The 19,976-nt window shown below is 29.7% G+C and carries 19 protein-coding genes and 1 riboswitch; of the genes, 3 read left to right on the plus strand and 16 right to left on the minus strand.

Annotation, left to right across the window (positions count from 1 at the left end; all coding sequences use genetic code 11):
• Nucleotides 1–185: 185 nt before the first annotated feature.
• Nucleotides 186–1,175: a hypothetical protein gene (locus E0E45_RS07425; RefSeq protein ID WP_130890585.1), complete on the plus strand. Its 990-nt coding sequence runs from the start codon at nt 186–188 to the stop codon at nt 1,173–1,175.
• A 199-nt stretch (nt 1,176–1,374) separates the two neighbouring features.
• Here the strand turns inward: E0E45_RS07425 and E0E45_RS07430 are convergent, their stop codons facing one another.
• From E0E45_RS07430 to E0E45_RS07505, 16 genes are all read right to left on the minus strand, one after another.
• Complete coding sequence (locus tag E0E45_RS07430; RefSeq protein WP_130890586.1) at nt 1,375–2,121, minus strand: cobalt-precorrin-6A reductase; 747 nt, start codon at nt 2,119–2,121, stop codon at nt 1,375–1,377.
• The gene (cobJ, locus tag E0E45_RS07435; RefSeq protein ID WP_130892329.1) at nt 2,118–2,849 is read right to left on the minus strand and encodes a precorrin-3B C(17)-methyltransferase; all 732 of its coding nucleotides are present in this window, start codon (nt 2,847–2,849) and stop codon (nt 2,118–2,120) included. Before cobJ ends, E0E45_RS07430 begins: the two co-directional genes overlap by 4 nt.
• Nucleotides 2,842–3,828: a cobalt-precorrin 5A hydrolase gene (cbiG, locus tag E0E45_RS07440; RefSeq protein ID WP_130890587.1), complete on the minus strand. Its 987-nt coding sequence runs from the start codon at nt 3,826–3,828 to the stop codon at nt 2,842–2,844. The genes cobJ and cbiG overlap by 8 nt, the downstream gene beginning before the upstream one ends.
• Nucleotide 3,829: 1 nt before the next feature.
• A complete protein-coding gene (cobM, locus tag E0E45_RS07445) occupies nt 3,830–4,588 on the minus strand; it encodes a precorrin-4 C(11)-methyltransferase (protein WP_118006778.1) in 759 nt (252 codons plus the stop codon).
• A complete protein-coding gene (cobI, locus tag E0E45_RS07450) occupies nt 4,567–5,289 on the minus strand; it encodes a precorrin-2 C(20)-methyltransferase (protein WP_130890588.1) in 723 nt (240 codons plus the stop codon). Before cobI ends, cobM begins: the two co-directional genes overlap by 22 nt.
• Nucleotides 5,282–5,860, minus strand: a complete 579-nt coding sequence (cbiT, locus tag E0E45_RS07455; RefSeq protein ID WP_130890589.1) for a precorrin-6Y C5,15-methyltransferase (decarboxylating) subunit CbiT — start codon at nt 5,858–5,860, stop codon at nt 5,282–5,284. The genes cobI and cbiT overlap by 8 nt, the downstream gene beginning before the upstream one ends.
• Nucleotides 5,847–6,491 (minus strand): precorrin-6y C5,15-methyltransferase (decarboxylating) subunit CbiE, encoded by a 645-nt coding sequence (gene cbiE, locus E0E45_RS07460; protein ID WP_130890590.1) that lies wholly within the window; start codon nt 6,489–6,491, stop codon nt 5,847–5,849. The genes cbiT and cbiE overlap by 14 nt, the downstream gene beginning before the upstream one ends.
• On the minus strand, nt 6,484–7,605 hold the full coding sequence (cbiD, locus tag E0E45_RS07465; protein WP_130890591.1) for a cobalt-precorrin-5B (C(1))-methyltransferase CbiD: 1,122 nt from the start codon (nt 7,603–7,605) through the stop codon (nt 6,484–6,486). The genes cbiE and cbiD overlap by 8 nt, the downstream gene beginning before the upstream one ends.
• A complete protein-coding gene (locus tag E0E45_RS07470) occupies nt 7,605–8,252 on the minus strand; it encodes a precorrin-8X methylmutase (protein ID WP_130890592.1) in 648 nt (215 codons plus the stop codon). Before E0E45_RS07470 ends, cbiD begins: the two co-directional genes overlap by 1 nt.
• Complete coding sequence (locus E0E45_RS07475) at nt 8,253–9,578, minus strand: cobyrinate a,c-diamide synthase (protein ID WP_130890593.1); 1,326 nt, start codon at nt 9,576–9,578, stop codon at nt 8,253–8,255.
• Nucleotides 9,575–10,633 carry a pyridoxal phosphate-dependent aminotransferase gene (locus E0E45_RS07480; RefSeq protein WP_130890594.1) on the minus strand — a complete coding sequence of 353 codons (1,059 nt, stop codon included), beginning with the start codon at nt 10,631–10,633 and terminating at the stop codon, nt 9,575–9,577. Before E0E45_RS07480 ends, E0E45_RS07475 begins: the two co-directional genes overlap by 4 nt.
• Before the next feature lie 12 nt (nt 10,634–10,645).
• The gene (cbiB, locus tag E0E45_RS07485) at nt 10,646–11,614 is read right to left on the minus strand and encodes an adenosylcobinamide-phosphate synthase CbiB (RefSeq protein ID WP_130890595.1); all 969 of its coding nucleotides are present in this window, start codon (nt 11,612–11,614) and stop codon (nt 10,646–10,648) included.
• A gap of 3 nt (nt 11,615–11,617) precedes the next feature.
• Entirely contained in the window at nt 11,618–13,096 is a 1,479-nt protein-coding gene (locus E0E45_RS07490) for a cobyric acid synthase (RefSeq protein ID WP_130890596.1), read from the minus strand.
• Between the two features lie 170 nt (nt 13,097–13,266).
• Nucleotides 13,267–13,445: riboswitch (cobalamin riboswitch) on the minus strand.
• A 215-nt stretch (nt 13,446–13,660) separates the two neighbouring features.
• Nucleotides 13,661–15,448: an ATP-dependent helicase gene (locus E0E45_RS07495; RefSeq protein WP_232044078.1), complete on the minus strand. Its 1,788-nt coding sequence runs from the start codon at nt 15,446–15,448 to the stop codon at nt 13,661–13,663.
• A gap of 204 nt (nt 15,449–15,652) precedes the next feature.
• The gene (locus E0E45_RS07500) at nt 15,653–16,612 is read right to left on the minus strand and encodes a Gfo/Idh/MocA family protein (RefSeq protein WP_130890598.1); all 960 of its coding nucleotides are present in this window, start codon (nt 16,610–16,612) and stop codon (nt 15,653–15,655) included.
• Nucleotides 16,613–16,642: 30 nt separating this feature from the next.
• Nucleotides 16,643–18,160: an ABC transporter permease gene (locus E0E45_RS07505; RefSeq protein WP_130890599.1), complete on the minus strand. Its 1,518-nt coding sequence runs from the start codon at nt 18,158–18,160 to the stop codon at nt 16,643–16,645.
• Nucleotides 18,161–18,316: 156 nt separating this feature from the next.
• Between E0E45_RS07505 and E0E45_RS07510 the strand changes: the two genes are divergently transcribed.
• Both E0E45_RS07510 and E0E45_RS07515 read left to right on the plus strand, forming a co-directional pair.
• Nucleotides 18,317–19,309 carry a hypothetical protein gene (locus tag E0E45_RS07510; RefSeq protein ID WP_130890600.1) on the plus strand — a complete coding sequence of 331 codons (993 nt, stop codon included), beginning with the start codon at nt 18,317–18,319 and terminating at the stop codon, nt 19,307–19,309.
• Nucleotides 19,310–19,374: 65 nt separating this feature from the next.
• Entirely contained in the window at nt 19,375–19,959 is a 585-nt protein-coding gene (locus E0E45_RS07515; RefSeq protein ID WP_130890601.1) for an HdeD family acid-resistance protein, read from the plus strand.
• The last annotated feature ends 17 nt before the right edge of the window (nt 19,960–19,976 follow it).

Genomic DNA, 19,976 nt, shown 5'->3' on the forward strand with positions numbered 1-19,976 from the left:
TATTCAAATATTTTTATTCAGTTTTTTTAATCTCAGCCTTTATTTACGTAATAATTAACTATAAAAAATATTCAAAATTTTCATTTTTCATTTTTTGAACAACTACCAATCTACTTCATTGTAATTCACATAAAAAAATGGTAGAATAATTTTATCATAATTAATTCTAAAATTGAGGTCACTTTATGGAAAAAAATTCCACTTTTCTTAAATCTAAAAAAATAATATTGGTAGATAAAACAAATTTTGAATCTTCTATAGCCCTCATTTTGAGAGCCTCAGATATAAATTATTTGATATTTTTAGTTTTCAAAAATAATATTGAAGAAAATCTCGAACTTCTTAAGGAGCTCAAAAGATACTTTTTTAATCCTTCTAAATGTGAATATCTTTCTAATACAATAATATTTACTGAAAGAGAATATCTTGCAAATGATATGGGAGTAAAAGCTGTAATAACAGCTAAAAATATCCAGCAGTTTGATATTAACTCCTTAAGTTTATTATATGAAAAATACAATTTTTCAGAAAAAACATTAGAAAATTTTCTTGTAGAAAATTCAGCAGAATTTTCATACAAAATAGATATATATGATGAAAAGGATCCATGGATTACCTCTGTCAATGGTACTGGACTTCTTTTTATCAGTGATACTACTTATGATAAAATTATGTGTAATTATCATAAAGTCAAAAATCTTTATCCAGATATCACTATAATAACTTTTAAGGGAAAAGATGACAGCAAACCTCTTGGTTTGCTTAAAATGATTGGAGCAGATGCACATATCACTTTAGGTATTACAAGTATAAAGCATATTGAATATACTAAACGTATAGATGCTTTAGTCTATAATAGAAGTCCTTATTTTGAAACCAATCTTAAAAAATTTGTAATGGAAATGCTGAGAGAAAAAAGTTGTAAAAATAATTTATTCTTTTTTAGGGATTTTCTTGGAATTCCAGAGAAAAATTTTGATGCTGATTTATTTTATGATGAAGAGGAAGAAATAAGTAAAAAAGAGGAAAAATATTTTAGATTGAAAGTAATTACTGTAAATAAAGAAGATAATCCCAAAACTTTTATAGAAAAAGATTGTATCTATTTGTGCAGAGAAAAAGAGAAAAATAAGAATGAGATATATCATTTTGAAAGAATTGAAAAAATTGATTAATTCTACATGTTAAAAATCCTCCTAAAAAATTAGGAGGATTTTTTATAAAACATCTTGGGGAAAGATTTTATGTGTTTAATATATCATTCTTTTGTGACAACTTTGTGGCGAAAACTCTTTATTTTTTTATTTTTTAAAAAAATATTATCATAAAAAAAACAACTTCTCATGTTGTTACACATAAAAAGCTGCTTTAATTTTATAATTTAATATTTTTTATCAAGTCATCTATATTTCTATAGCAGTTAGGATATTGAATTTTAGGTTTCTCCAAAAGTATTACTTCTATTTCTTTTTCATTACAAGCATCTATTTTTTCCCTTTCTCCTCCTGTATCTCCACCTTTTTTAGTCACTAAATATTTTATATTCAGCTGTTCTATCATGGCTTTGTTCATATTCAAAGAAAAAGGCCCCTGCATGGCTATTATATTTTTGGGAAGTATACCATTGTCTTCACATTTCTTTACCATATCCCATTTAGGAAGTATCCTGAAATAAAATTTTTCTAGGTTTTTTAGCTTAGAAAAATGTTCTATATTATTACTTCCAAGTGTTACAAGAATATTCCCATCCAATTTATCACAATACTCTAACAAATCATTTATATTTTGAAATTCACTGAATCTATCAGGAATAATATGTATTTCCTCTCTTTCAAATCTATAATAAGCTATAGAAAATTCTTCAGCAACTTTCATTGCATTTTTAGAAACCTCAAAAGCATATGGATGACTTATATCTACAATGGTTTTTATAGAGTTTTTTTCTACAAACTCTCTCATTAACTCCAAAGGCAGTCTTTTTGATACTACTTTCACGGGAAGTCCCTCTAAAAGTTTTCCTCCATACTCAGTAGCTGTTGAAACTACAATATTCTTATCAGCAGATGCAAATTTCTCTAGGAATATTCTTGAATCTTTTGTTCCGCCAATAATCCAAATCATAACTTATACCCTCTAGGTGTAATCATTTTATTATCTTTTATATAAGATTTTGAATTTCCTATTATAACCACTGTAAACATATCTATTTCATGGTCTAGGAAATGTTCAAGATCAGTTAATGTATAGTTCTGATCCTCTCTCCCTACATGTCTTAATAAAGCTACTGGAGTAGTTGGAGCTTTATGTTTCATCATTATTTCTCTTGCTTCAACAATTTGTGTAGTTCTTCCATTACTTTTAGGATTATATAGAGAAATTACAAAATCTCCCTCACTTGCTCTGTCTATTCTCTTAGTAATTACATCCCAGTCAGTTAAAAGGTCACTCAAACTGATAACAGCCTGATCGTGCATTATAGGAGCCCCTACAAGAGCTGCTCCTGCTACTGATGCAGTTATCCCTGGTATTACTTCTACTTCTATTCCACTGTCAGCAGCTACCTCTATCATGATTCCTGCCATCCCATAAATTCCAGCATCTCCACTGCTGATTAATGCAACTGTTTTACCTTCTTTTGCCAGTTCAAGAACTTTTTCGCATCTATCTATTTCTTTTTTCATTCCTGATACATAAAACTCTTTATCTTTAAATTCATCTTTTACTAAATCTACATAAGTTGTATATCCTGCGATTATATCAACATTTTTAAGTATATTATAAGCTCTTACACTGATATCTTCCATATTTCCAGGACCTATTCCTACTACATATATTTTTCCTTTATTCATCATTAAAACTCTCCTCATAAATAGACACTGTCATTCCATTATAAATAAATTTATTTTCAATAAATTTCCCTTTTCCATTTGAAGCTAAAAGTGCACAAGGTTCAGATACACAAGATACCCCTATTTGTTTTTTTACAAATTCTGAACCTTCAAACCTATCTTCAACTTTTTTTATATCTTCTCTGGAAATTATAACCAATTCTTTTTTCAATAATTTACTGCTTTCTATTATCCCTATCTCATCAGCTTTCAAATCAACAGTAGCTATTTTTTTTATACTTTTAACAGAAAGATTATGAGCTTCCATAGCTTTTTTTATTCCTTCCATTATCACTTCTGTTTCTATACCTCTTCTGCATCCTATCCCAAGAATCAGATTTTTAGGATATATTCTTACTGTTTCTATTTTTTCTCTATTAGAAACTACTATTATTCCCTCTTCATTTGCGTCACTGTTAAATTTTACATTTTTAGGAAGAAGAATATTTACCTCTTTTCCATCAACTATAAGGGAAGTAACATTTTTTGCCTTTTCAAGACTTTCCAATTCTCCCTGCATTTTTTGAGAAAGAGTATCCACAGCTATCTTTCCTGTTACATCTGAGCTGGTAGTGATTATAGGGAAAAGTCCAAGTTTTTCAGCAGCTTCATTTGCAAGTTCATTAGCTCCTCCTAAATGCCCAGAAAGAAGAGAAATAATAAAATTCTCTCCTTCATCTGCAACTAATACTGCAGGATCTACATCTTTACTTTTTATCAGAGAAGCTATTTTTCTGATAACTATCCCAGTAGCCATAATAAATATATGTCCATCGTATTTATTGAACTTTTCATTTAAAGTACTCGTAAAATCTTCCATTTGCAATGTATTTTCTATCTGAAATTTTTTCAGTGTGAAAATATCAGCTTTTAATATCTCTCCATATTTTTTTCCTAAATGACCTGCTCCTCTTGTAACAGTCCACACAGCCAGTTTCATTTTACTCTATCCCTTTTCTGAATTCATGTGTAAAAGTTTTATCATACAGTTTAGATTTTTCATATTCATTTCCTAAGAAATCTCCAACCAATATTTGAGCAGTTTTAGATATTCCTGCTTCTTTCACAAGTTCCTCTATTGTTTCCAATGTTCCCATTACTACTTTCTGATCTTCCCAAGTAGCTCTTTGCACTACTGCAATAGGAGTAGTCATTGGATAAGAAGTAGCAAGTCTTTTTACTACATCTCCTATCATATGTACAGAAAGGAATATTGCCATAGATGCTCTGTGAGCTGCAAGGCTTTCCAATGATTCTTTTTCTGGAACTGGTGTTCTTCCTTCTAATCTTGTACAGATTACTGTCTGTGATACAGATGGAAGTGTAAATTCTTTTTTTACTGCTGCTGCTGAAGCAAGGAATGAGCTTACTCCTGGAATAACTTCATACTCTATTCCATTTTCATCTAATACATCCATTTGTTCTCTGTGTGCACCAAATATAGCAGGATCTCCAGTATGTACTCTGGCAACTTTTTTTCCAGCTTTTATTCCTTTTACAGTTACATCCATAACCTCTTCCAATGTCATAGAAGCTGAGTTATATATTTCTGCTCCCTCTTTATGACATTCTATTACCTCTCTTGGTACTAAAGAACCAGCATATATAATGATATCTGCTTCTTTTACTATTCTTTGCCCTTTTATAGTTATTAGTTCAGGATCTCCAGGTCCTGCTCCTATGAAATAAACTTTTTCCATTGTTCAATTCCTCCTTTTTTTAATAACATTGTAGAGAAATAATGAATATCATCTTTTTCCAAGTGAGAAATATCAAAATATACTTCCTGATTTTCCTTTCCACAGTTAGAAACCAGTATTACATTTTCCATATTTCCTGTTTTTTCCAGAGCAGCTTTTAATCTATCAAAGTTTCTGCTGACTTTCATAAATACAAGGTTATCACTTCCTTCTATCTCTTTTTCTATATCAGTAGTTTCACTCAAACCAATTATTTTCAATGATTCATCTCCCATTACTATTGGCAGATTAAATCTTGAAGATATATCAGCAAATGAAGAGATTCCTGGAATAGTTTCCACTTCATATTTTTTATCAAGATGCTCTAATATATATACATATGTACTGTATGTCATAGTATCACCTATAGTAAGGAATCCTACATTTTTACCTTCATCAAGTAATTTTTCTACAATTCTTGTATTAGCTTTTCTTCCCTCTACTCTGTCTAAAGGATTTTTCAGCATTGGAAATTCCATAAATATAAGTTCTACATCCTCTTTCAAATATTCTTTAGCTATTGAATAAGCTGTACTCCCCATATCTTTCTTTGCTTCTGGTAATATTACTACATCTAATTTCTTTAACGTCTTTATTGCTTTTAATGTGATTTGGTCAGAGTCTCCTACTCCCACTCCAATCCCATAAAATTTGTTATTCATTTACAATTTCCTCCTTCACAGCTGTTATTATATAGATCGGATTTTCTCCATACATCATAGTATATGGACCGACTTTCCTTCCTCTTGATACTGACATATTTACAACTTCTATATTATTAAAACCTTTTTCTTTCAATATAATCATAGCACTATTTAATGTTTCAAGTGTTATTGCATTTATTACCAATCTTGAATCAGGTTTAGAATACTTTATAAAATGTTCTACTATCTCTTTCATTCCACCAGTAGAACCTCCTATGAACATTCTGTCATAGTTTGTTTCTGGAATATCCTGTGGTGCTCTTCCATGTATTAGATAATAATTTTCCAGATTGAATTTTTTTACATTTGCTCTTATTACTTCAAGACCTTTTTCTTCTTTTTCTATTCCTATTACCTTACCATCTTTTAAATATGTAGCTGCTTCTATTCCAATAGTACCTGTTCCAGCTCCCACATCTATCAATACAGAATCTTCTTTTAATCTAAGTTTAGCAATTGATACTGCTCTCACTTCCTGCTTAGTCATTGGAAGTTCTCCATGTACAAATTCATCATCATAGATGTGCATAATTTTCTCCTTTTTTCAATATTACAATATTCATCTTAAATTCTCTGTTCAGTTCTTCAAATTTTTCTATATTTACTCTTGTTACCATTTCGTCAGGATAAGAAAGTCTTTCTCCCACTATTATCTCTACCCCTCTTATTCCAGATTCATAGACATTTTTTCCAATAGTATAAGGAGTATTTTTTTCATCTGTAAGGAGTACTACTCCATCTTTTTCATCCATTGCCTTTACATAGTCAAAATCTCTTCCATGAGCACTTGCCAGAATAAAATTCTGCCAGCATTCTCCTATTCTTGAAAACATATATTGATAAGAGGAAATTCCGGGAATCACTTCCAGTTCTTCATTTGAAAAATATTTCTTCAAAAATGGAAGAAGGCTGTAAAACCCTGTATCTCCTGATACAACTACTGTTATTTTCTTTTCTCTATTATTTTTTATATAATCAATTAGTTCCAGAAGTTTTCCTAAGGTATATCTCTCACAATTTTCTGATAAAAGTACATCTATTTCTTCCAGCTGTCTTTTTCCTCCAACGGCGATTTCACACTCTTTTATAGCTCTTACTCCAGCTCCAGTAAGATAATCTAAATTTCCTGGTCCTAATCCTACTACCTTTATTTTATTCAGCTACCTCACCTGCCAATTCGTAAAATCCATCACTATATCCCAAAGTATCTCCCTTAAATGAAAATATTAGGGATTCACATCTTAAATCATCTGTTCTGCTGTATTCCATAACTTTTTTCTTTACTTTTTCTGCTATTACTGTAAAAAGTTCTTTTTTTTCTACATAATCACAGGCTTCTTCTACTGTATTAGCTTCCAGTATTTTTCTTATATTTTCATAGCTTTCTCCAACAAGAAAAGCATTTGCTCCCATTATTTCCATTCTCGCATCTGCCACTCTACTGTGAGTATTAAATATTCCTCCAGCTATTTTTACAGCTTTTCCTATATGTCCTAGAAGTATTATTCTTTTAAACCCTAGCTTAACAGCAGAGTCTACCATGAATCCCACAAAGTTACTTATAACAATCATCTGTTCCAAGTCTAATCCTAGTCTTTCACAATAGTTTTTACCATAATTTCCAAAGGCAAAAACTACCCAATCTCTGTCTTTATCCATTCTCAATACTTTCAATTCTGCATACATAGAATCTTTTAAGGCTTCCTCACTCATAGGCTTTACTATTCCAGTAGAACCTAGTATAGAGATACCTCCTTTTATTCCCAGTTTAGGATTAAAAGTTTTTTGAGATTTCGCTTTTCCTTCTGGAACATAAATTGTAACTATAGCTTTTATTTCTTTATCTTCTAGCAATTCATTGACCACTTCTGATATCATCTTTTGCGGCCCAGGATTTATTGCTGATTTTCCCAAAGGTACTTGTACTCCTTTTTTTGTTACTATACCTACTCCCCTTCCACCTACAAGAACAAATTTATCAAAATAATATCCTTTTTCTATTTGAGGAAGTTCTTTTACTAGCTCCACCTTTGCACATATTCTAATACCATTAGTTACATCTGGATCATCTCCAGCAAATTTTACTATGGCACAAGTTGCAAAATTGTTTCTTACTCTTAGCTTGAACACAGGAATAGTAAGATCAACTCCATTGAGAGTAGTTATATCTATTTCAGAAGCTTTCTTTCCATAAAGAAGAGCTTCTAGAGCTACTTTTGTTCCAGCTGCTGCACAAGTACCAGTAGTATAACCGCTTCTTAATTCTTCTGTCATTAGAATCCCTCTCTTTGATACATCTGATAAAGTATACCATGAAGAATAGAAACTGCTACTGTACTTCCTCCTTTTCTTCCATTTATCGTTATGTATGGAACTCCTAATGATTTAAAAGCCTCTTTTGACTCAGCAGCTCCAACAAATCCTACTGGAACTCCAACTACAAGAGCAGGTTTTTCTATTTCATTTCTTTCTATCATCTCTTTTAATTGATATAAAGCAGTAGGAGCATTTCCAATAAGAAATATTTTTGTAGAAGGATCTTTAGCTGCTTTTTCCATTCCTACTATTGATCTTGTAATCCCTCTCTCTTTTGCTTCTTTTGCTACTTCGCTGTCTGCTACAAGACAGTAAGCTTCACAGTTGAATTTAGAGAGCACCATTTTACTTGCTCCATTAACTATCATATTTGTGTCGCAGTATATTTTACACCCATTTTTAAGTGCTTCTTTTCCACTGTTTATTGCATCATTCTTAAATTCTATTAAGTCTGCATATTCAAAATCAGCAGTAGTATGTATCACTCTTTTTATAACAGGAAGAGTTGTTTCATCAAATTTATTGATTTTATCTCCAAGTTCCTCTCCAATTATTTCAAAACTTCTTTTTTCTATATCTTGTGGTACTTTTATATAAGTATTCATTTATTTACCTTCCTTTTCTAATATATCTTTCAACAGATCAAAGCTTGTAAAGAAATGGATATGAGGATATCCTCCTTTTAATCCCTTTTCTTCAAATATACAGTTCCACTCTCTTCCATCTTTTTTTACAGCAGTATATTTTCTTGTATCATTTCCTATCTCTTTTATCTTTGAGTAATGAAATTCATGTCCTCTTCCAATAGCTTTATTTTCTTTCAATAGATTTATATAGCCAAATCTTGAGATATCAAGTCTGTTTCCCATTTTTATACTGCAATCTATTAAATTGCACATTGGAAATTTCAGTCCATCAAGCGTTTCTATCTCTTTTGATAAAAACATAAATCCTCCGCACTCACCGAATATCTTTCCATTGTTATGATAAAATTCTCTCACTGATTCTATCAAACCTCTATTTTCAGAAAGCTCCTTTGCAAAGTTTTCAGGATACCCTCCACCAAAATATAATATGTCTATATTTTCAGGTATCTTTTTATCAGCCACAGGGGAAAAATATTCTATTTCTGCTCCTAAATATTCTAACAATTCTATGTTGTCATTGTAATAAAAGCTGAATCCTCTATCCTTTGCTATCCCTATTTTCAATCCTTTATACTTATCTTTTTCATTCTTAAAAGGATTTTCTACAGGTTCTATTTCCACTTTAGATGCTATTTCCAATATTCCATCTACATCTATTGTTTCTTTTAACACTTCAGCAAGAGATAATATCTTAGATTTCAAATCTCCAATTTCTTCTGCCTGCAATAGTCCTAAATGCCTGCTTCCTATATGAAGAGTTTCATCTTTAGGTACATACCCCAGACATTTTATATCTGTATACATCTCTATTGCTTCTTTGAAGATATCATAAGTTTTTTTGCTTGAAACTTTATTAATAATAACACCAGCTATATTTACTCTTTTATCTAATAATTGATACCCCAGTACCTGAGCAGCTATACTTGTACTTTTTCCCACTCCATCTACTACTAATATTACAGGAATTCCAAGAACTCTTGACAGATGTGCCGAACTGTTGTTATCTAGAGAATTATCTATTCCATCATACAGCCCCATTACCCCTTCTACTATTGATATATCTTTTTGATGTTTATAGAAACTATATTTTACTCCCTCTTCTCCCATCATAAATAAATCCAGATTGTAGCTTTTATTTCCTGTTACAAACTGATGAAATCCGGGATCTATATAGTCAGGTCCTGTTTTAAATGGTGATACGTTTTCAAAAAGAGACATAAGTCCCATAGAAACTGTCGTTTTTCCTATCCCGCTGCTTATTCCTGCAAGCATAAAGGCATTCATTCCATCACCTCTTTAAGAGCCTGTAACACTTTTATATTATTTTCTCTACTTTTTATTGCAAGTCTTACATATTGATTATTTAAAAATTTAAAATTAGAAGCATCTCTTACAACTATACCTTTTTCTATCATTTCATCTCTTACAGTAGATGAATTTTTTTTCAAAAGTTTTACCAAAATAAAATTTACATTCGTCTTAAAGATTTTTATATTTTTAATTTTACAGCTTTCTTCATAAAACCATTTTTTTTCTTCCTCTATCCAGTTTTCAGTTGCTTCTATATATTCTTTATCCCACAGCATAATTTTACCAGCTATATCAGCAAAACTATTCACACTCCATGGTTCTTTATATTTCTCCATTTTTTTCATTATCTCTTCATCATAAGTTATTCCATACCCTAATCTTACTCCTGGTACTGCAAAAAACTTAGTCAGTGCTCTCATTATAAAAATATTTTTATCTTTTAAAAGTACACTTGTCATCTTTTCCCAGCCTCTTATAAATTCTATAAAAGCTTCATCTACAAACAACTTTATTCCTCTCTCAGATAAAACATCATTTATCTTTTTTATATTTTCCAAAGAAATAAAGCTTCCAGTAGGGTTATTTGGATTGCATATAACTACCAAATCACATTGAGGTACTTCTTTTAGAAAATTTTCTATATCTAAGTTATAATTATTTTCTTCCAATAATGGGTAATAAATTATTTCACTTCCTACACTTTCTAATGCTCTTTTATACTCAGCAAAACTTGGAGATACTATTAAAGTTTTTTTAGGCTGCATAGCTTTCATATATAGAAACAAAATTTCTGTTGCCCCATTTCCAGCTATTATATTTTTAACATCAACCTTGTTATATCTTCCTATATTTTCTCTTAACTCTATGTAGTCAGGGTCTGGATACTTTTCAAGAATGTCAAAGTTTTCTATTATTGCTTTTTTGAAAGATTCAGGTACTCCCAGTGGATTTATATTAGAACTGTAATCTAATAGCTCTCCTTTTCCCTCTCTTTTCAATCTGTAGATATTTCCTCCATGCAAATCCATCTTCTTCTCCTTCTACATCTTTTTTAGTAATAAATCCATCAGATAAGTAATCATTGTAAAGAATACTATTCCCACCCATGAAGATACATATAAAAGCTTTATAGCCTTCATAATATCTCTCAAATCAAAACTTTTCTTTTTATCTCCAATAGTTGGCTTTTCATGTATTTTTCCAAAATAGCTTGTTTTTCCTCCAAACTGCACTCCTAATGCTCCAGCAAATGCTGCTTCTGAGTTCCCAGAATTAGGGCTTGAATGATTCAATCTATCTCTTGAAAATATTTTCCATGCACCTTTATAATCTAATCTCAATACCATTGCTGCCAGAGGTATGATGAATCCCCCTGCTATTCTTGCAGGTATAAAGTTAGCTACATCATCTGTTTTTGCAGATACCATTCCAAAATCCATATACTTATCATTTTTGTAACCTACCATAGAATCAAGAGTGTTTATTGCCTTATATCCCATGGCAAAAGGCAGGGCAAGAGAAACTCCATCTATATGAATAAAACTTCCTAAAAAAGCAAAGAACATTGGTGCTATTACCCCATCTACACTATTTTCGCTTATTGTTTCAAGGACGCTTCTTGTAATCTGCCCAATATCCATATTTCCAGTATCTCTGCTTACAAGATAAGAAAGTTCTTTCTTGGCCTTTTCCAAATCTCCCTCTGTAAGTATTTTACATACTCTGAATCCTTCATCTGCCAGACTTTTTGTAGCAAGAGTAGTGTATAGAAAGAATATCTCTAAAATATATGAAATAGCTGATATATAGTAAGAAACAATAAATGTAGCTCCCACTACCATTATAGTAAGAAATGCTCCTGATACTTTTTTATTAGAAGCTTTATATAATATTTTTTCTAAAAAACTGATAAACACTCCTATAATTCTCACAGGATGTGGAAACCAGTGGGGATCTCCAAATATTAAATCCATTACATATGCAATTCCATATTTCATTATAAAATTCATTTTCTACTCACCTAGTATTTCATATATTTTTTTCATATCTAAATTCTCTCTGAATATCTTCTCAAGTTTATCAAATTCCTGTTCTCTGTACTCGTCAAAAGTTATTCCAGCTTCCATTTTCTCCAAGCCTTTTTTCTCTCTTATCTTATTCAGTATATTTCTTGTTACCTCTTCATTATCAAATATTCCATGAAGATATGTTCCAAATACATTATCTTTTACCACTGCAACTGTATGATCATCATCAGTTACTGCTTTTTCATTTCCAGCAGTGACTCCTTGGTGTATCTCATATCCTTTTATTTTTACTCCATCTAGTCCTGAAATAATTCCAGTTGTATTTTTAAGCTCTCCAGAATACTGAGTAGTATTTTTTTCTTTTTCCATTATAGTTTCCATATCAAGTATACCAAGTCCTGGTATCTCTTTAATGTCACTTTCAATTCCATATGGATCTTTTACCCTCTCACCAAGCATTTGGAATCCACCACATATTCCTATTATTACAGTTCCTTTTCTTGAAGCTTTTATAATCTCAACAGCTATTCCTCTGTCTTTCAAATCTTTCAGATCATCTATTGTATTTTTAGAACCAGGTATGATAATTATATCCTCATCTCCCAGTTCATCTGCTGAAGTTACATAATTTATGCTTACATCTTCCTGTATACTTAGAGCATCTATATCAGTAAAGTTAGAAATATGTTTTAGTTTTATAACTGAAGCTTTTATTCCCTTAGTCTCTTTTGATTTTTTAAATTTATCTGTTAAGCTGTCTTCATCTTCTATATCTACATCGCTATATGGAAGTACTCCTACTATTGGGACTCCTGTAAGTTCTTCTAGTTTTTTCAATCCCGGTTTTAGTATCTCTGCATCTCCCCTGAATTTATTTATTATTACACCTTTTACTCTGGCTCTTTCTTCTGGTGCCATAAGCATTATAGTTCCATATACAGAAGCAAATACTCCACCTCTATCTATATCTGCAACCAAAATTACAGGTGCATCTGCCATAGCAGCCATTCCCATATTAGCTATATCCTCTTCTTTAATATTAATTTCTACTGGACTTCCTGCTCCTTCTATCACACATATATCAAAGTTTTCTCTGATTTTATTGTATGAATTCATTATTTCTGGTTTCAAAGTAAGTTTAAATTTCCCATACTCCAATCCACTCATATTTCCAATAGATTTTCCATTTACTATAACCTGTATTTTCTTAGCAGTTGTAGGTTTCAGTAAAATTGGATTCATAAAAGCTTGAGGTTCAATTTTTCCAGCCATAGCCTGGACTACCTGAGCTCTCCCCATTTCATCTCCATCTTTTGTTATAAATGAATTTAATGCCATATTCTGTGATTTGAAAGGAGCTACACTATATCCATCATTATAGAAAATTCTGCATAATCCTGTTACAGTTATGCTTTTTCCAGCTCCTGATGATGTTCCAACTACCATTAGATTTCTATGTTTCATAACCTACTCCCTTATGAATATATTTATACTAAAAAAAGTATCAATTAAAAAATTGATACTGTAATCTTCAATATATTATTATCCATTATAAAATATTTGAACACTTTTTTCTCCTCCAAATTTAATACTGGAGAGAAGTATAGTAAATATACACTTCCCGTCCCCGCAGGATAGTTTAAAATTTTTAAGGCAGGTCTCCTGACTCAGACTCATTCTACTAACAGCCCTTCCCGAAATATTTCAGTGGTTACTCTGTTTTCGTCATCTTCACAGTGGCGGGACCGTGTAAGTTTCTCACTTATCTTCCCTTTTAATCGCAAATATGCAAACCCTAAAAAATTTATTTTTCACATACCAATTATACAAATTATTAATACTTTAGTCAAGCTTTTTAAATGCTTAAATCAATAGGAACTATGCAGAAAATAACTGTACAGAAAGGTATTAATCTATTTTATTTATAACAGTATATTCAAAAAGTAAAAGTATCTTTTCATTCTTTTTTATGAAAATATCTTCATATTTTAAAAATTAATTTTTTATATATTTCAATTAATTTTTATTCTATATTTTTATTTTGTCCCCCTTTAAAAAAGAAGATTTTTTATCAAAATATCCAATTTTTTCATAAAAATACTTTGGATACAAAAGATATAGATAATTTTTTCCTCTGCTACAAGCTACATAGAATAACCTTTTTTCCTCTTCCAGATTTTTTTCTTCTCCAATATTGCTTGGAAAAACTCCTTCTAATAAAGTTGGTATGAATACTGCTTCCCATTCCAGTCCTTTAGAGCTGTGGACAGAGAGCAATGACACTTTATTCTTTGTTATTTTCTCTCCCCTTACTAAAATATTTTTTAACTCTTTTATATACATTTCTAAATTTTCATTTTCCTTTATACTGCCTTTTACTTTTTGGAGCATCTCTACTTCTTCAATAGTGAAAATTGTTTTTTCTTTAATTATCTCAAATACTAATTTTTCACATTTGTTTAATATTTCATTTAAAGAATAATCTGTTATTTTATCACTTATTCTTATTATTTTACTTAGAACTTTATTTTCTGTATCTTTTCTTTTCATTATATTTAATACAGAATAGGAATAACTTCTTGGGAGTATCTTAACCAATTCCTCCCACTTTAAAATATCATCTTTATCATTCCACACTTCCAATATTTTAAGATAAATATCAATAGGACTTCCAAAAGAAATTTCTCTTTCCTCTTGTAAATTAAAGGGTATATTTTTCTCTTTCATTATTTTTTTCAGTTTATAAACTATGTATTTATTGCGATAAAGAATTGCCATCTCTTCATAAGGAATTTCTTTTTCTTTCAATTCCACTATCTTTCTGCAAATAAACTCTCCTTGTTTTTCCTCATTAAGAAAACTGGCAGTATGAGGATTTTCCCCTCTTCTCTTAGTTCCTTTTACATTTTTATTATATTTCAAAAGAAAATCTTTAGATATTTTATTTGTATATTCTATTATTTCGTCACTGCTTCTATAGTTTTTTTCTAGTTTTATCATTTGACTTCCAGGAAAATCTTTTCCAAATCGAAGTATATTTTCAAAATCTGCTCCCCTGAATCCATATATACTTTGATAGTCATCTCCCACTGCCATTATATTTCCATTTGCTCCAATCAATATTTTTAATAGTTCCCTTTGTATAGAGTTAGTATCCTGATATTCATCTACTATTACATACTTATATTTCTCTCTCAATATCCCAAGAAATATTTTATCTGCTTTTAATTTTCTTAATACTTTTTCTACCAAATCTTCAAAATCATACATCTGAAACTCTTTTTTGAATCTCCTGTACTTTATTTTTAAAAATTCCAAATCTTCCAGATAAGCTTTTTCTTTTTCATTTAAAAATTCTGATATATCTTTTTTTCGGCTTCTTGCAGCTCCAAATATTTCAACTACTCTTTTTTCAGAAAGAAAGTCACCTTTATTTTTATTTTTTAATGAATATTCACGAATAAGAAGACTTATAACAGTTCTATTTCTGTTTTCATCTATTATATTTAGTTTATCTATTCCAAATATATTCTTATATTTAATAAGTAATTCAGCACAAAGAGAATGAAAAGTTGAAATTGTTACTTCTATTTCTCCTTTTTCAAGAATGTTTTCTAATCTTTTTTTCATTTCTAAAGCAGCTTTTTTAGTAAATGTAAGCATTAAAATATTTTCTTCTGCTATTCCCTTTTCTATCATAAAAGCAGTCCTATAGACTACAGTTCTAGTCTTTCCTGATCCTGCCCCAGCTATTACCAAATACTGTCCTTTCAAAGAAGTCAATGCTCTTAATTGTTCTTCATTCAGTTCTTTCATATAATTTATTCTGTATTTCTCATTTAAGATGTCTTTATTAAAATCTTTTATCTCACACTTTTCCAGTTTTTTTATGAGATATTTCAATTCCTCTTCTTTTTTGCTTTCCTTGCTATCTTCACCTTTTCTGAAAAATTTTATTTCTTCTTTTTCTTTTGACTTATGGAATCCCTTAAAAAATGCTCCAAAAATTTTACTCTCCTCCTAGTTTTTGTTAGCTAGATTTTCCATAATTTCAACTACTTTCCTTGAATTCTTATGGCTGTTTACATCAGATTCAAGTTTTCCTTTCTTAATGAGATTTATAAACTCCATTGCTTCATATACCATATCATTCTTATGAATATCTATCTCTATTTTCTCTTCTCTTCCATCTCTATATACTATTTTTATATCATTTACAGTAGAAAGTTTTCCAATTATTATCGAACCCTTTTCCCCCTGTATTTCTGAAGGTGTTTTTGAGTCAGTTATTTTTGAATATGTAATACTTGCTATTTTATCACTATACTTTAAGATTATACTTCCATACCCATCTGCTCCGCTGCTTACCAGGTAGTTTTTTCCCATATATTCCTCTGGTATTCCAAACATACCAATAGTAAAATACAGTGGATAAACTCCTATATCATATAATGCCCCACCAGAAAATTTAGGATCAAATATATTTGTAAGCTCTCCTTTTTTCAGGTTATCGTATCTTGAAGAATACTGACAATAACTGGCTGATATTCCTCTCACTGGACCTATTTTCTCTAAACTCTCTTTTATTATATTAAAATTTGGATTTAATGTAGGTCTCATAGCTTCCATCAATACTACATTATTTTCCTTTGCAGTTTTTATCATCTCATCTAATTCTTTTACAGTTGGTGCAATAGCTTTTTCACATATTACATGCTTTCCGCTTTTCATCATTTTTATAGCTTGTGATGGATGCAGCCCATTTGGAGAAGCAATATATACTGCATCTACTTTTTGACTTTCAGCCATTTCCTCCAAAGAAAGATATATTGTTTTTATATCATGTTTTGTAGCAAAATAGTCTCCTTTTTCTACACTTCTTGAATATACTGCTGTTACTTCACATTTTTTTATAGTTTTCAGTGCCTCTACAAATTTATCGCTTATTGAACTTGTTCCTATTATTCCAAATCTTACCATCTTTTCCCTCCATGAATTATATATTTGTTATTAATCTCTATCTTTTAAATATTCACCTATAATAAATAATGAAAATACTATTAAAAGTATTATTGAACTGAAAGCTGCACTTTCCAGATATTTTTTATTAGATACCAGAGAATAGTTTACCAGTGAAGCAACAGGAACTATATCTCCTAACTGCATAGTGTATCCTATTGTAAATTCTCCAAATACAATTGCAAATATTTGTAAAAATGCTGATAAAAAAATATTTTTTAAAATTGGAAACTCTATATATATAAATCTTTCGAATCCATTATTGCAATCCAGCAATGAACTTTCAAGAAGATTTACAGGAAATTTTTTTATATATTGATACATAAAGGAGTACCCTATTGGAATACTTACCAAAATATATCCTATTCCTAAAAGCAGGAGCAGAGGAATATTGAAAAGCACATTGAGATAAAAAAGTGCCACTGCTAAGAAAGCTCCTGATATTCCAAGATTTGAAAAAATTATCACATCTGTTATTCTGCTGTAGTTTTTTATTATAAAATAGATAGCTATTATTGAAATAAAGCTTACTGCTGCTGATATTCCAATAGAATTCATTATCCCTCTGATTACTTCATAATCTTCATTAAAACTCTTTGAAAATATTCTCATATATGCTTTAATCGAAAATTCTCCAGTATAATAATTATAGAAAGAAAAAAGAAAGCTTGAAGCAACAATTAAATATTGTAAAAGCAGATAAATTATTGAATATCCTCTAAAAAGTATATTCTGTTTTTTATACTCCTCTTCTCCTTCTAATTCATATTCTCTTACAAATACTCCAGCGAAATTGAGTATAATCAATATAAAAAACTGAATTATTCCAAATATCATAGCTTTTGAAAAATTAAGCTCTCCCATGAGGGTAGAGGCTATCTCCACTTCTAAAGTAGAAAATCTTATTCCTCCAAGAGATAAAATTATTCCAAATCCTGTGAAGCAATATGTAAATACTAAGATAAACCCTCTGAATATTTGTGGGAGTATCAAAGGAAGCTGTCCTGAAAAAAATATCCTTATATTCCCTGCTCCTTCCATTTTTAATGCCTCTGTGAGTTCCTTAGGGACTCTTTTCAGCCCTTCGCTGATGTACTTGATAAATATAGGTGAGTTATAAAATACATTGGCTATTATGATAGCTTTAAGAGAATACAATATTCCCAACCCTTTAAAAAATTCCATATTAAAAATAATTGAAAATATTGTTACTGTAGATATTATAGGAAAAAAGAATGGGATAAAAAGAAGCCCATGAAGAAGCCTGCTTACTATCCCTTTTTCATAAGCCGCAAAATATGCTGGTATAATTGCTATAAGAAGAGCTGCTATTGTTGAATATAGTCCCTGCTTTATTGAAAATAAAATTATATCAAGAGTTTTCCTTTCAAAAAAAATCCCTGTATCTTCTATTTTAAAAAAATCTCTCATAAAAAAATATAAAGGTATAAACCATACCAAAGCATAAAATACATTTATATAAACTTTTGTTTTTTCTTTGTTTTTCATTCTGTATTCCTTTCAAATTTCACTTTCTAATCTATTATAGCATTATATCAAGTTTCTCTCAATCTCTCTTTAATAATCCCTTTATAATCTTTTTTTCTTATGATATACTTAACTATATGATAAATTTTTAATACAACTCATTTCCAAGGAGGAAAAATGCTTTATTTTTTACATGGTGACACTTCTCCTCTTCAAATAAAATATGAAGAGTTATTAAATAAAATTAAGAATGAATTTCCAAATATACCAGAAAAATATTTTGATGCTTCTCAAAAAGAAGATGAATTGTTTCTTCAAACTGTTTCTACAAACTCTATTTTCAATCCAAAAGAACTATTAATTTTGAGAAGAGCAGAGGAAATAAAAAATATAGAAAGTTTTTTTAAATCTCTCAATCTTTTTAATCTTTCTCAAAAAGAGATCATCATAGTGTATGAAGAGTTTCTCAATGATTATGGAAAAATTAAAAATCCGTTATCCAAAAAAGTTATGGATTCTATTGGGGAAATAGCACAGGTAATCTGCTACAGAAAAGAAAATGAAAAGAAAGCTATTACTTTTTACTTACAGCATGAATTAAATATATCAGAATATGAAGCTGAAAAATTTGTAGAAGTTATTGGAGATGACTTTTTTAAAATAAAAAATGAAGTTGAAAAGGTTAAGAATTATTTAGATGGGGATACATTTAATCTTACTAAGATTATGCCTATACTTTCAATTACTAAAGAATATAATCTCAAAACTCTCATAGAAGATTTTCTCTATAATAAAAATTCCGCTCCTCTTCTGGAATTTCTTCAAAAAGAAAAAGAGTATATGGGATTCCTTTATATAACTACAGAAGAACTTTTGCTTAATCTTAAGCTTAATTATCTTTCAAAAGAATCAATAATAACTAAAAATACCTCTTACAAAAAATTTAATGATTCTATTTTTGAAAATACAAAAAAATATTTTAAAAGAGACAATGGATTTATTCATCCATATCAAATATTTCTAAAGTTTAAAAATATTGATATTTTTAAATCAGAATTTATAGAAAAAAAATTAGAAGAACTTTTATATGCTGAATATAATATTAAAAGTGGAACATTGGATGATGAAATAGCAGTGGAAAGTCTTATTTTAAATTTTTTTACTGATTAAAAAGGAAAATTCTATTAAATTTGAATACCTAGATTAGACAAATAATTTTACTGGGAGGTAGTCTTATGACTAATGAAAAGTTTTATATTGATATGTTTGATTTAGGAGGTTCTTTAAAAAAATTATGGTATTATTACCTAATTATTGGTATCCTTCTTGCAATAACAGGATTGATTGGAATATTTAATCCCCTTGGATTTTCTATTTCCCTTATTTATGTATTAAGCTGGAGTTTCTTATTAATGGGGCTTCTTAATATTTATTATGCTTATCAGGGAAGAAAAAACAAGTATTTCCATTGGGGAATAGTATTGGTGAGTGGTATAATTGATATTCTTGCTGCTTTCTCAATATTTTATAATCCTTTTGAAAGTGCTGTAATACTTCTTATATATTTAGGTATACTCATGTTGTTCAGAGGTTTCTCTCTTATATTCACAAGAGGAAAAGCTGTTGCTGATGAAATACCAGAAGTACACAATATCAGATCAATTTTAATAATGAGAGGTATTCTAGATATTATCTTTGGTATTTTATTAGTAGTATGTCCACTTTTAATGGGATATATTCTGCCTATAATTATTGGCTTTTATCTTTTATTTATGGGAATATTATTTATAATCTACAGTATTCAAGTAAAAAGAGCTTAATTAATAAAAAAAGAGAC

Source organism: Fusobacterium ulcerans ATCC 49185 (assembly GCF_900683735.1).
Lineage (GTDB): Bacteria > Fusobacteriota > Fusobacteriia > Fusobacteriales > Fusobacteriaceae > Fusobacterium_A > Fusobacterium_A ulcerans_A.

Bases quoted from the DNA above. Each gene is read 5' to 3' on its own strand.
- E0E45_RS07425 (WP_130890585.1), top strand. From the start codon at position 186: ATGGAAAAAAATTCCACTTTTCTTAAATCTAAAAAAATAATATTGGTA.
- E0E45_RS07430 (WP_130890586.1), bottom strand. From the start codon at position 2,121: ATGATTTGGATTATTGGCGGAACAAAAGATTCAAGAATATTCCTAGAG.
- cobJ (WP_130892329.1), bottom strand. From the start codon at position 2,849: ATGAATAAAGGAAAAATATATGTAGTAGGAATAGGTCCTGGAAATATG.
- cbiG (WP_130890587.1), bottom strand. From the start codon at position 3,828: ATGAAACTGGCTGTGTGGACTGTTACAAGAGGAGCAGGTCATTTAGGA.
- cobM (WP_118006778.1), bottom strand. From the start codon at position 4,588: ATGGAAAAAGTTTATTTCATAGGAGCAGGACCTGGAGATCCTGAACTA.
- cobI (WP_130890588.1), bottom strand. From the start codon at position 5,289: ATGAATAACAAATTTTATGGGATTGGAGTGGGAGTAGGAGACTCTGAC.
- cbiT (WP_130890589.1), bottom strand. From the start codon at position 5,860: ATGCACATCTATGATGATGAATTTGTACATGGAGAACTTCCAATGACT.
- cbiD (WP_130890591.1), bottom strand. From the start codon at position 7,605: ATGACAGAAGAATTAAGAAGCGGTTATACTACTGGTACTTGTGCAGCA.
- E0E45_RS07470 (WP_130890592.1), bottom strand. From the start codon at position 8,252: ATGAATACTTATATAAAAGTACCACAAGATATAGAAAAAAGAAGTTTT.
- E0E45_RS07475 (WP_130890593.1), bottom strand. From the start codon at position 9,578: ATGAATGCCTTTATGCTTGCAGGAATAAGCAGCGGGATAGGAAAAACG.
- E0E45_RS07480 (WP_130890594.1), bottom strand. From the start codon at position 10,633: ATGGATTTGCATGGAGGAAATATCTACAGATTGAAAAGAGAGGGAAAA.
- cbiB (WP_130890595.1), bottom strand. From the start codon at position 11,614: ATGAATTTTATAATGAAATATGGAATTGCATATGTAATGGATTTAATA.
- E0E45_RS07490 (WP_130890596.1), bottom strand. From the start codon at position 13,096: ATGAAACATAGAAATCTAATGGTAGTTGGAACATCATCAGGAGCTGGA.
- E0E45_RS07495 (WP_232044078.1), bottom strand. From the start codon at position 15,448: ATGAAAGAACTGAATGAAGAACAATTAAGAGCATTGACTTCTTTGAAA.
- E0E45_RS07500 (WP_130890598.1), bottom strand. From the start codon at position 16,612: ATGGTAAGATTTGGAATAATAGGAACAAGTTCAATAAGCGATAAATTT.
- E0E45_RS07505 (WP_130890599.1), bottom strand. From the start codon at position 18,160: ATGAAAAACAAAGAAAAAACAAAAGTTTATATAAATGTATTTTATGCT.
- E0E45_RS07510 (WP_130890600.1), top strand. From the start codon at position 18,317: ATGCTTTATTTTTTACATGGTGACACTTCTCCTCTTCAAATAAAATAT.
- E0E45_RS07515 (WP_130890601.1), top strand. From the start codon at position 19,375: ATGACTAATGAAAAGTTTTATATTGATATGTTTGATTTAGGAGGTTCT.